Annotated in this window: 11 protein-coding genes; 4 read left to right on the top strand and 7 right to left on the bottom strand. The window is 70.7% G+C overall.

Annotated features, from left to right (window positions below):
• Positions 1-76: 76 nt before the first annotated feature.
• From ACWF62_RS16375 to ACWF62_RS16360, 4 genes are read right to left on the bottom strand one after another with little or no spacing between them, the layout of a single operon-like run.
• Positions 77-286 (bottom strand): hypothetical protein, encoded by a 210-nt coding sequence (locus tag ACWF62_RS16375; protein ID WP_452630627.1) that lies wholly within the window; start codon positions 284-286, stop codon positions 77-79.
• The gene (locus tag ACWF62_RS16370) at positions 283-1,476 is read right to left on the bottom strand and encodes a restriction endonuclease subunit S (protein WP_452630626.1); all 1,194 of its coding nucleotides are present in this window, start codon (positions 1,474-1,476) and stop codon (positions 283-285) included. Before ACWF62_RS16370 ends, ACWF62_RS16375 begins: the two co-directional genes overlap by 4 nt.
• A complete protein-coding gene (locus ACWF62_RS16365) occupies positions 1,473-3,086 on the bottom strand; it encodes a class I SAM-dependent DNA methyltransferase (protein ID WP_452630625.1) in 1,614 nt (537 codons plus the stop codon). The genes ACWF62_RS16370 and ACWF62_RS16365 overlap by 4 nt, the downstream gene beginning before the upstream one ends.
• 2 nt (positions 3,087-3,088) lie before the next feature.
• Positions 3,089-5,167, bottom strand: a complete 2,079-nt coding sequence (locus tag ACWF62_RS16360; RefSeq protein WP_452630624.1) for a hypothetical protein — start codon at positions 5,165-5,167, stop codon at positions 3,089-3,091.
• A gap of 185 nt (positions 5,168-5,352) precedes the next feature.
• Here ACWF62_RS16360 and ACWF62_RS16355 point away from each other — a divergent pair, with 185 nt between their 5' ends.
• From ACWF62_RS16355 to ACWF62_RS16340, 4 genes are all read left to right on the top strand, one after another.
• Complete coding sequence (locus ACWF62_RS16355) at positions 5,353-6,183, top strand: ribonuclease H family protein (RefSeq protein ID WP_452630623.1); 831 nt, start codon at positions 5,353-5,355, stop codon at positions 6,181-6,183.
• Positions 6,184-6,257: 74 nt separating this feature from the next.
• Positions 6,258-6,725: a hypothetical protein gene (locus ACWF62_RS16350; protein ID WP_452630621.1), complete on the top strand. Its 468-nt coding sequence runs from the start codon at positions 6,258-6,260 to the stop codon at positions 6,723-6,725.
• Positions 6,726-6,751: 26 nt separating this feature from the next.
• Complete coding sequence (locus ACWF62_RS16345; RefSeq protein ID WP_452630620.1) at positions 6,752-7,375, top strand: DUF2510 domain-containing protein; 624 nt, start codon at positions 6,752-6,754, stop codon at positions 7,373-7,375.
• A 26-nt stretch (positions 7,376-7,401) separates the two neighbouring features.
• A complete protein-coding gene (locus tag ACWF62_RS16340; protein ID WP_378508297.1) occupies positions 7,402-7,944 on the top strand; it encodes an ATP-binding protein in 543 nt (180 codons plus the stop codon).
• Positions 7,945-7,950: 6 nt separating this feature from the next.
• On the opposite strand, the gene ACWF62_RS16335 is transcribed toward ACWF62_RS16340, so the two are convergent.
• From ACWF62_RS16335 to dnaJ, 3 genes are all read right to left on the bottom strand, one after another.
• Positions 7,951-8,721: an alpha/beta hydrolase family protein gene (locus ACWF62_RS16335; RefSeq protein ID WP_452630619.1), complete on the bottom strand. Its 771-nt coding sequence runs from the start codon at positions 8,719-8,721 to the stop codon at positions 7,951-7,953.
• An 86-nt stretch (positions 8,722-8,807) separates the two neighbouring features.
• Positions 8,808-9,569, bottom strand: a complete 762-nt coding sequence (locus ACWF62_RS16330) for a 16S rRNA (uracil(1498)-N(3))-methyltransferase (RefSeq protein ID WP_452630618.1) — start codon at positions 9,567-9,569, stop codon at positions 8,808-8,810.
• An 18-nt stretch (positions 9,570-9,587) separates the two neighbouring features.
• Positions 9,588-10,739 (bottom strand): molecular chaperone DnaJ, encoded by a 1,152-nt coding sequence (gene dnaJ, locus ACWF62_RS16325; protein ID WP_452630617.1) that lies wholly within the window; start codon positions 10,737-10,739, stop codon positions 9,588-9,590.
• Positions 10,740-10,817 lie beyond the last annotated feature (78 nt).

Raw genomic sequence — 10,817 nt, 5'->3', positions numbered from 1 at the left:
TTCACGGCTCGCTCACGCTGTTCGGTGGGGTAACGCTTGGGCATGATCTGCATCCTTCTCAAGGAAGGGAGCGGCATCAAACCCGGGTCGGTTCACCCCAGGATGAGTAGCCGATCTCGAAAAAGTTGTCGCCAATACGCTTCGGCGGTACCCACTCCGCGAACGGGCCAGCATGCGCCGTGACCCGCTCAGTGATCTCACGCAAGGTCGCCCAGTCGGACGGGGTCAGCGAGGCACGCTTCGCCTCCGCCAGCTCGACGAGTTCCCTCGTGACCTCGTCCGTCACAGGGCAGCCTCCACCTGCTTCTCGGCGTCGCGGACGCGGAGATCGCCCGACATGAGGCGTGGGAGGAGGGTGTCGCGGAGGGTGGTGAGCTGCAGCGACTCCCGCTCTGCGAGCAGTGCACGATCCCACAACGCGGTCATCGTTGCTTCGAGGCGCTCGACCTGTGCCGGTGATGGAACCAGCACCGGTTCGTCTAGGTGCTTGCGCTGAATATGCCCCATCGTTGTCGCCTTGTCGGCTGCAATGTCCTTGAATCTGGGCAGCTTCTCCTGGATCAGCTGGAACAGTAGCCACGGCGAGTATCCGTCAGCCGGGATCACCTTGAAGATGTGCTGGTTCACGATCGCTTCATCCCGGAACCAGCGATGGAGCGTGAGTGAACCCGACCATGCGAACAACAGGTCGCCAGGACGAGCCACGAACTGATCGTCCACCTCGATGTCACTGAACACCGTCGATCCGCCGATACCCGAATTGAGTTCGGCGATCCTGATGACTACCCGCCCCGTTCCACTCGCGCCCTTGGTGAACGCCTTCCCGTTCACGAACTGGGCAGTCGCAGAAAGAGGCACCGACTGGGAGTCAGCAAGCATCGAAGTGAACTGAGCCTTAGCCAGCAAGTCCGCGGTCTCGGCCAGCTTCCGGTTCGCGGCGATCTTGTCGTCGAGGGCGCCGAGGACTTCGGCAATGGCCTGCTGTTCTGCAATGGGCGGCAGAAGGGCGACGAAGTCACAGATCTTCGACGGACTCGTATGCCGAACCGTGCTACCGCTCGCTGTGCCAACGATGTACGACCGGTAGTCCGCCCCACGCAACCCGTAGCTGAGGAACCTGCCGTCCACAGCCGAACGATCAGCGATCTGGACGAGCCCGATTCGTTGATTGTGAAGGTAGGTGACTCCGACAGGCACGATCGCCAGTGAACCCAACGTGTCGCCGCCCTTGCTTAGGTCGGTCATCGTCACCACAAGGTCACCTGCCACCAGTTCATACTCTGGCGGGTAGTGTCCCGCGAACGTCTTCGCTCGCGCCTCCTTGAATCCGCCCCCAATGGCGAAGTTTCCTGGCGTAACGAGTGTGGGAAGGGCTGGGTCCTCCGAGAACGCATTCCCAGGAAATGCGAATCCGTGTTTAACCGAAAGGACATCGCCCAATCGAACCGCCGTCCATGTCTCAGGCAGCTCACTCACAGCACCCTCCCCAACTGCTCCCGCACCACCTGCTGCAGCCTCGCGCTCTCGTCGAACTGCGCGTACAGCTCCCCCGTCAACCTCGCGATCTTCTCCTCGATCGGCTCCCCGTCGTCCTCGATGGGCGCGGCACCGACATATCGTCCGGGGGTGAGTGCGTAGTCGGCTTCCTTGATCTCGGACAGCTCAGCCGAGTAGCAGAAGCCGGGCTCGTCCTCGTAGGTTGCGCCGCCCGCGGATTCGGTTCCGCGCCAGGCGTGCACGGTGCCGGCGATCTTCGCGATGTCGTCATCACTCAGCGCGCGTTCGGCGCGGTCCACCATGTAGCCGAGGTTTCTCGCGTCGATGAACAGCACCTGGCCCTGCCGGTCGATGCTGCCCTTCGGGCCGACTCCCTTGTCCTTCGCGAGGAACCACACGCACACCGGGATGCCGGTGGAGCGGAACAGCTGCGTCGGCAACGCGACCATGCACGACACCAAGTCGGCCTCAACGAGCTGGGCGCGGATGTCCCCCTCCCCACCGGAATTCGAGGACATCGACCCGTTCGCCATCACAATGCCCGCGCTGCCGCGTTCGGCGAGCTTCGCGACGATGTGCTGGATCCACGCATAGTTCGCGTTGCCCGCCGGGGGCACCCCGTAACGCCAGCGCTTGTCGTCCTCGCGGCGGGTCCAGTCCTTGATGTTGAACGGCGGGTTCGCGAGTACATAGTCGGCGAGCAGGTCGGGATGCTTGTCCTGCGCGAAGGTGTCCTCCCAGCGGTCACCGAGGTTGCCGGTGACACCGTGGATCGCGAGGTTCATCTTCGCCATCTGCCAGGTGCGCTGATTCAGTTCCTGGCCGTACACGGCGGCGTCAGTGGCGTTGCCGCCGTGGTGTTCGATGAACTTCTCCGTCTGCACGAACATGCCGCCGGAACCACAGCACGGGTCGTACACACGGCCGCCGAACGGTTCGAGCACCTCCACCAGCACCCGGACCACACCGGCGGGGGTGTAGAACTCGCCGCCCCGCTTGCCCTCGGCGCGGGCGAACTTCTCCAGGAAGTACTCGTACACCTCGCCGAGCAGGTCCCGTGCCTTCGTCGCACCCTCACCGGTGAACCGGGTGTCGCCGAGCAGGTCGATCAGTTCCCCGAGGCGGCGCTGGTCGACGCTGTCGCCGTTGAAGATCGTCGGCAGGGTGCCGCGCAGGCTCTCGTTGGCGTCCATCAGCTGGCGCATCGCGGCGTCGATCAGTTCCCCGACCGTCCGGCCTGCGACGCCGGCGGCCGGGGCGGTGCCCTTCGCGTTGGCGGACAGGAACTCCCAGCGGGCCTCGCCTGGAACCCAGAACACGCCGCCCGCGCGGTACTCGTCCTCGTCGTCGATCAGCTGCGCGATCTGGTTCTCGTCCAGCCCGTCCGCGACGAGTTCGGCGTGGATCTGCTCGCGGCGCTCGGTGAACGCGTCCGAAATGTACTTGAGGAACACCAGGCCGAGGATCACGTCCTTGTACTGAGACGCGTCCATCGAGCCGCGCAGCTTGTCCGCGGCCTTCCACAGCGTGTCCTTCAGTTCCTTCATCGTCGACGGCGCCGCGTCGACGGACTTCTTCCTGGGGGGCATCCTCAGCCTTTCTCCGGTTCCAACACAGTGTCCTCGGCGATCACCAGCGCGCCCCGACCCACCCCGTCGACCAGGGTGTCGGTGAGGCGGTCGATCGTCGCCACCAGCTCGGCCGCAGCCCGCCTGCGGCGACGCAGATCCGCCAGCGCGGCGGTCACGGCGGGCACCCGACTCGGGTCGATGCGGGGAATCTCCCACGCCCGCCATGGTTTCCCCCTCCGCACCGCACCGGTAGCGCGGTCCCCGACGCCAGCGGCGCGCAGGTGCCCGGCGATCAGCTCCGGCACCAGCCCGGAGGCGAGCGGGTCCGTGACCCGCATGATTCGGGCCGGGGCGAGCACCACCGACGACCCCTCGGCGTCGACGATCGCCCCGAACTCTGGGCTGGTGCAGTAGACGATGTCGCCGGGCTCGGTGTAGCGGCCGCTGGGATGCCGCGTCGTAAACCGCAGGCGGTCGATTCCCCGCTCCCCCACGATCCTCCGCCCGAGGACCTCATCGGTGCCGATCACCCGCACCACACCGGCGGCGTCCTCGGCGCCGGACTCCAGCAGGTCCGCGGCGTCGATCCGGTTGCCCGGCACCACCGCCAGTTCCCGCGACGCCGCCAACCGGCCTGCCGACTCCGTCGGCGCGGTGGCAGGACGGTACTCGACCGGCACCGTCAGCTGCGTGTCGATCCGGGTCGTGCCGTCCCGGTACTCCCCCACCAGCTGGACCACCCGCGCGGCGGCCTCGGCGCCGGGACGGCGCGGACGCGGCAGGCGGTGCGGGCGTGGCGGCGCCAACGAGCCCGACGCCAGCAGCGTCGCCGTCCGGTACCTCCTGCCGACCCGGAAGGCATGGGCCCGCACCGTGTCCCGCGATCCCATCGCGGCGAGGACATCGGCGAGCACCGCCTCGGCGGCGAGGTCATCGAGGTCGACGCCCCCGAGGTCCGCGAGGACCGTCCACCGGTCCGCTGGCTTCACCGACGCGTCCGCGGAGCCGAGCACCCACAGCGCCGTCGACAACCCGGGCCGCGACACCCGCAACCCTTCCGGCAGTCGCACCACAGCGCGCACCCGATCCGACCGCAGCAGCGCCGACCGGATGGCCTCGGCGTCCCGGTCGGCCAGCGGGTCGACGAGCGCGCTCGCTGGCCCGACGATCACCGCCGACTGGCCGTCCCACATCTGCAACGCCACGTCGTCGATCGCGGACAGGATCTGCGTGTCGGACAGGTGCGGGGCGCCGGGTCCGGGGAACTGAGTCAGGAACGTCGCCGGGCCGGGCACGCCGTCGTCCCCGCCGCCGGGCCGGAGCCGCCACTGGTGCACGACGAGCCTGCGCCGGGCCAGCCGCGTCGCCGCGGTGTCGGCCGGACCGGTGACCGCGACCGCGTCCGTGTACTCCGGCAGCAGTGATCGCAGCGTCACCAACAGGTCGCTGCCGTCCGTGGACGGGTCGACGAACACCGCGCGCTCCCCGTCCGACAGGGCCAACGCGATCCGGGCCGCCAGCGTGAGGGCGGCGGGGCGCAGCGCGGTCTCACCCAGTTCCCGGGGGCCGATCCGAAACCGTTGCCGCATCAGCGTTTCGAATGCCGCCGCGGGCGTGTACGCGGCATCCGACATGGTGTCGACGTGCCGGGCGAGCAGGTCCACCTCGGCGCCGAGCGCGGCCACCTCGCGGAACAGGAACCGGTCGTCGGGGTCGAGGCCGTCGACCTCGTCCAGCAGATCCTCGGCGTCGAGGTCGGCGAGCTGGTCGCCGAGCAGAACCTTCACGCACAGCAGCGCGGTGACCCCGTCCAGGACGACCTGCGCGGGCAGCGCCGACTCGTGTCCGAGCACCGCGTGCAGGGCGAGATCCTCGACGAGGGTGTCGCTGTTGCCGAGGCCGCGGGCCCGGATCCACCGGACCACCTCGTCCGCCGCATAGTGGTCGACCCGGTTCCGCGTCGCGACCGGTCCCGGGAATGGGTGCGCGGTCGCCCGGTAGCGGTTGATCCACATGGTTACCACGGGCCGCCGCACGCGGGCGAGCTCGGCGATGGCCGGCTTCGACAGCAGCAGCGGTGACGCCGCATCGCTACTCATCCGTGTCCGACCCTTCCCTACCGTGACCCTGCCGCTCCCACGGAGGCAGTGAGGCGACGGTAGCCCACCGCACCGACACCCTCGCCGCGCAGATCGATAACCCTGGTTATCAGTGATCGAGTTCTCCACACACACCGCCGTCGGTGACTGTTGTCGCCACCACCGGAACAGACAGGAGCAGCCCGATGACCCTCGCCGTGATCCACTCCCGCCACACCGCGGGAACCGACACCGACCACTCGCTCACCGCCGCAGTGATCCTCGACGACACCGGCATCCGCACCCGCGTCTTCACCCGCGACGGCGCCAGCGATCTCCACCGCCGGGCCACCACGCTCGACGCATTCGAGCACGTCCACCAGTGGGCGGCCACGGTGCCCACACCGGTGCCGGTCTACGTCGGCGACACCGAGGTTCGCGGCGAACTCCGCCGCGTCGCGGGCGCATTCCCCACCCTCGACCTCACCCCGACGCCCCGCGGCCGGATGCCGGCCCTGCTCCTTGCCGCCGCCGACGCGATGTCCGCGCACGTCGCCGCCCTCGCCGCGGCGGTACCTCTGCCGGAACTCGTCATCGCCACCGATGCCTCCAAGAACAGCAGGCGACGCGGCGTCGGGGTGGCCTGCGTTCGAGCGGACGGGGTGCGCCGCCAGAAGATGGTCCCCGATGTCGGCTCGGTACTCGCCGGTGAACTGGTCGCCATCGAACTCGCCGTCTCCAGTTTCCGGAACCACCCGCTGCACATCCTCACCGACAGCCGCGCCGCACTCACCTGTCTCGGCAGCGGCCATCCGAACCGCGGCACCATCGCCACCACGGTGGACCGTATCCACCACCTCAGTCACGGTCGGCGCGTGCGCTTCTCGTGGGTCCGCGGACACGACGGACACCCCCTCAACGAGGCGGCGCACCGGCTCGCCGTTGCCGCGCGGCGCGGGCACGAGGCGGACATCGCTCCCGGCGTCCGCGCCGCCGTCGCCGACAACATCGTCGCGCCGCTCCTCGCGGCCGCATGACCCCGATCGCCCCAGCACGATCCGGCCCCGTCCCACCCGGCACGGGGCCCACCCACCACCCTGAAGGAATCCCCATGAGCATCCGCACCACCGCACTCACCGTGTCCGTCCTCGCCGCCGCCGTCGTCGTCGGCGCAGGCACCGCGCACGCGGCAGGCACCACGATGCCGGCGGACAGCACCTACATCGTCGGCGTCGACATCGAGCCCGGCCTCTACGTCTCACCCGGGCCGATCGACGGCGACTACAACTGCTGGGGCACCCGGCTTTCCGGCTTCACCGGCGAGGGTGACGACGTCATCGCGTACGCCTACGGCACGGGCCGCGTCGTCGTGGACATCACACCCACCGACGCCGCGTTCAGAAGCCTGAACTGCCTGCCGTGGACTCGGATCGGTGACTCGCCCTCCGCGGCGCCAGTGCAGGCACCCGACCTCACCGCGCCGGTCGCCGGGGCTGCCGCGATCGGCAGCGCGGTCGTCGGCAGCGCGGTACTGCCCGCCCTCGTCCCGCTGCTCGCCGCCGGCTCCACCGGCCTGTGACCCGCACCACCGACAGGAGACCCGCCATGACCACCCCGATGCCGCGCCGCCGACTCCGCCGCACCCTGCTGACCGCCGCGGCGGCGGCCACCGCACTCGCCGCCCTCACCGGCTGCTCCGCACCGCAGGACTCCCCGGACGCCGCACCCGCCGCCACCACCCCGACCGAAACCCCCGAGCAGGCCGAGGCCCGCAGGCAGGCCGATGCCGCCGCGACCCGGGCCCGGCAGGAGGCGGCCGCCGCGGAGGCCGCGCGCCGCCAGGCCGAGGAGGCCGCGAAGAAGGACCCCGCCAGCTACGAGCAGCTCACCGACCGCGACTTCGCGCTGATCGCCAAGGATCCCGCCGCCGCGGTCGGTCGCAAGGTCGTCGTCTACGGCCGGGTGACGCAGTTCGATTCCGCCACCGGGACGACGCAGTTCCTCGCCCGTACCGCGCCGTCCGTGCCCGACCGCGTGTACGACTACGATCAGAACACCTTCGTCGTCGGCGACACCGCCGCACTGATCCGGGACGTCGTCGAGGACGACCTGGTGACCATGCACGCGGAGGTGCTCGGCTCGTTCACCTACGACACCCAGGCCGGCGGCAGCACCACCGTCCCGAAGCTGCAGGTCAACCTGATCGAGGTCACCGGGTCGGCCCAGTAGCGGCGGGCACTGCGACACTGATCGACATGTTCCTGCTGCTACTGACCGGGCCGCCCGGCGCGGGGAAGACGTCCGTGCTCACCGAACTGCACGACGGCCTCGGTGACGCGGGCGTCGCCAACGCGCTGATCGAACTCGACGAGCTCGAACGGTGCTATCCGCCGCTCGACCACGGGCGGCTGATGCGGCACGTGGCGGCGCTCGCCGGCTCCTACCGGGCGGCCGGGTATCCGCTGCTGCTGGTCACCGCGACCGTCGAGGAGGACGGGTACGGCCGGGACGTCGTTGCCGCGACCGGCGCCGAGGCCCACCTGCTGGTGCGGCTCGATGCCGCACCGGGCACCGTCCGCGGGCGGGTGCTCGATCGGGAACCCGAAACCTGGTCCGGCCGCATCGAACTCGCCGAGGCAGCGCACCGGCTCGCGGTGACGATGCGGGAACTGAGCGACGTCGATCTGGTGCTGAGCACCGAGGGCGCCGACCCCGTCGACGTCGCCGCCCGCCTCGAGGCCGCGCTGCGGGAGCACCCGGCGGCGCCGCTGCACGGGTTCGACCGGGTCCTCGGCTGACGGCCGCTACCGCACCCCGGACCAGGGGTCGGCGCCGAGGATCGCGTCCAGCGTGAGGGCCCAACAGCGGGTGCTGCGGTCGAGGAAGGCGTTGTGTCCCTCCCCCGGCACCTCCCACAGCGCGGCGCGGTCCCCGTCCGCACGGGCCGCGTCCACGTAGGCGCGACTCGCCGCCACCGGCACCTGCACGTCCTCGACCCCGTGTAGACACACCGTCGGAACGCCGGTCGGGACGCGGTGGATCGGGGACACGTCGCGGTACAGCTGGGGGTCGTCGGCGTAGGACACCCCGAACAGCGCCTCCAGCGCCGACCCGCCGCTGCGCGTCGCGGCCCGGGACGCGAGGTCGAGGGCACCGGCCTGGGAGACCACCCTGCTCGGCCGCACCGGGCACTCGCGTTGCCCCGCAACCCACACCGCGAGCTGCGCGCCCGCGGAGTGGCCGACAACGCGAACGTCGCCCGGGTCGAGCGGAACCGGCGAACGGTCCGGCAGCAGCGTCGCGGTCGCCGCCAACGCGGCCTCGACGTCCGCGCTGGTCTCGGCCCAGCCGCCGCCCGCCCCGACCCGGCGGTACTCGACGTTCCACGCCGCCACCCCGCGCCGGGCCAGCTCGGATGCCAGGGTCGTCGCCAGGTTGAGGTGGAAGTCGGCGGACCAGTAGCCGCCGTGCAGCAGCATCACCACCGGCACCGGCCCCTCCGCCGCCGCCGTCGGGGTGTACAGGTGCCCGAACTGGGCGGGGTGCGGGCCGTAGTCGATTCGGGTGCGGGGCATGACTCTCCTGTCGATAGTGGGCGCTGCGCGCCTGTGAGTCTTTCTGGCGCCCTCCGGCACCAGAAAGACTCACGGGCGCGGAGCGCCTACTGCAGCGGCGCCGCGGCCCACCGGTCGGTGAGCACCCCCAGCGCACCGAGCGCAACCGCGGCGGCGGTGGAGGTGCGCAGCACGGTCGGGCCGAGCCGGACCGCGGTCGCGCCCGCACCGGTGAGCGCGGCGACCTCGTCGTCGGCGAGGCCCCCCTCGGGACCGACAACGAGCACGATCTCCGGCGCCGCCCGCAGGTCCAGCGACGCCAGTTCCGCGGTCGCGGACTCATGCAGCACCAGGACGACGCCGCCGCACCCGACGGCCGTCTGCACCCGGTCGAGCACCCGCGCGGTCCGGTGCAGCTCGGCGACCTCCGGAATGTGCGCTCGCCGTGACTGTTTCGCGGCCGCGACGGCGACCGCCTGCCAGCGCGCGACGCCCTTGACGGCCTTCGGCCCCTCCCATTTGGCGACGCACCGCGCCGACTGCCAGGGCACGATTTCGTCGATCCCCGCCTCGGTCGCCAGCTCCACCGCGAGCTCGGACCGCTCCGCCTTCGGCAGGGCCTGCACGAGGGTCACGGCGGGGGTCGCGGCAGGCAGGTCGTCGCGGGCGGTGATCGTCAGGTCCAGCCGGTCCTTGCCGACGGCGACGACCTCGGCACGAGCGATGCCGCCGCGGCCGTCGGCGAGCACCAACTGCTCACCGACCCGGGTCCGGCGCACCGTCGCGGCATGCCTGCCCTCCTTGCCGTCAAGGACCGCGACCTGCCCGACGTCGGGCAGCGGGTCGAGGTAGAAAACCGTGGCGGCCATCGCTGTTCGACCCGACCGTCAGCGGCCGCTGAACGCGTCGCGCAGCCGCGAAAACAGCCCGCCGCTCTGCTGCGAGCTGCTGCTGACCACCTCCGCGTAGTCACGGTCGCGCAGGTTCTTGAAGTCCCGCAGCGCCGCCGTCTGCTTGCCGTCGAGCTTGGCCGGGACCACCACCTCGAGGTGGGCGTGCACGTCGCCGCGGACCCCGGACCGCAGCTTCGGCATGCCATGCCCGCGCAGGGTCGCGACCGACCCGGGCTGGGTGCCCGCGTCGACGGTGATCTCGGTGGGGCCGTCGATGATGGTGTCGACGGTGACGGTGGTGCCGAGCGCGGCGTCCACCATCGGCACCCGGATCGTGCAGTGCAGGTCGTCGCCGTCGCGGACGAACACGTCATGCTGCTGCTCGATGACCTCGACGTACAGGTCGCCCGCCGGCCCGCCGCCGGGGCCGACCTCGCCCTGCGCGGACAGCCGGATCCGCATGCCGTTGCTCACCCCGACCGGGACCTTGACGGCGATGTCGCGGCGGGCCCGCACCCGGCCGTCGCCGCCGCACTTGTGGCACGGGTCGGGGATGGTCTCGCCCGCGCCGCGGCAGGTGGGGCACGGGCGCGAGGTCATCACCTGACCAAGGAAGGAGCGCTGCACGGACTGCACCTCGCCTGCGCCGCCGCAGGTTTCGCAGGTGACGGGCTTGGAGTCGCCGTTGGTTCCGGAGCCGGTGCACAGGTCGCAGAGGATCGCGGTGTCGACGGTGATGTGCTTGGTGACGCCGGTCGCGCACTCCTCGAGGGTCAGCTTGGTGCGCAGCAGCGAGTCCGCGCCCGGCTGCACGCGACCGCGGGGGCCGCGGCGGGTGCCGCCCGCGCTGCCGAAGAAGGCCTCGAAGACATCGCCGAGGCCGCCGCCGAAGCCTGCGCCGCCGAAGCCGCCCGCTCCGCCGCCGCCCTGCTGCAGCGGGTCGCCGCCGAGGTCGACGATGCGCCGCTTCTCCGGGTCGGAGAGCACCTCGTATGCGGTGGAAATGTCCTTGAACCGGGCCTGCGCGTCCTCGTCCGGGTTGACGTCCGGGTGCAGTTCCCTGGCGAGCTTGCGGTAGGCCCGCTTGATCTCCTGATCGGTCGCCTTGGGTGAGACACCCAGCAGTCCGTAGTAATCCCGTGCCACGTTACGTCTCTCGTCCTGTTGTCAATTCGGAAAATCGGGTCCACATGTCGAAGGGCAGGCCGCTCGCCCGGCCGCCGC

This window comes from Rhodococcus sp. NPDC054953, from assembly GCF_053609225.1.
This window is presented reverse-complemented; position numbering and strand designations above follow the sequence as displayed.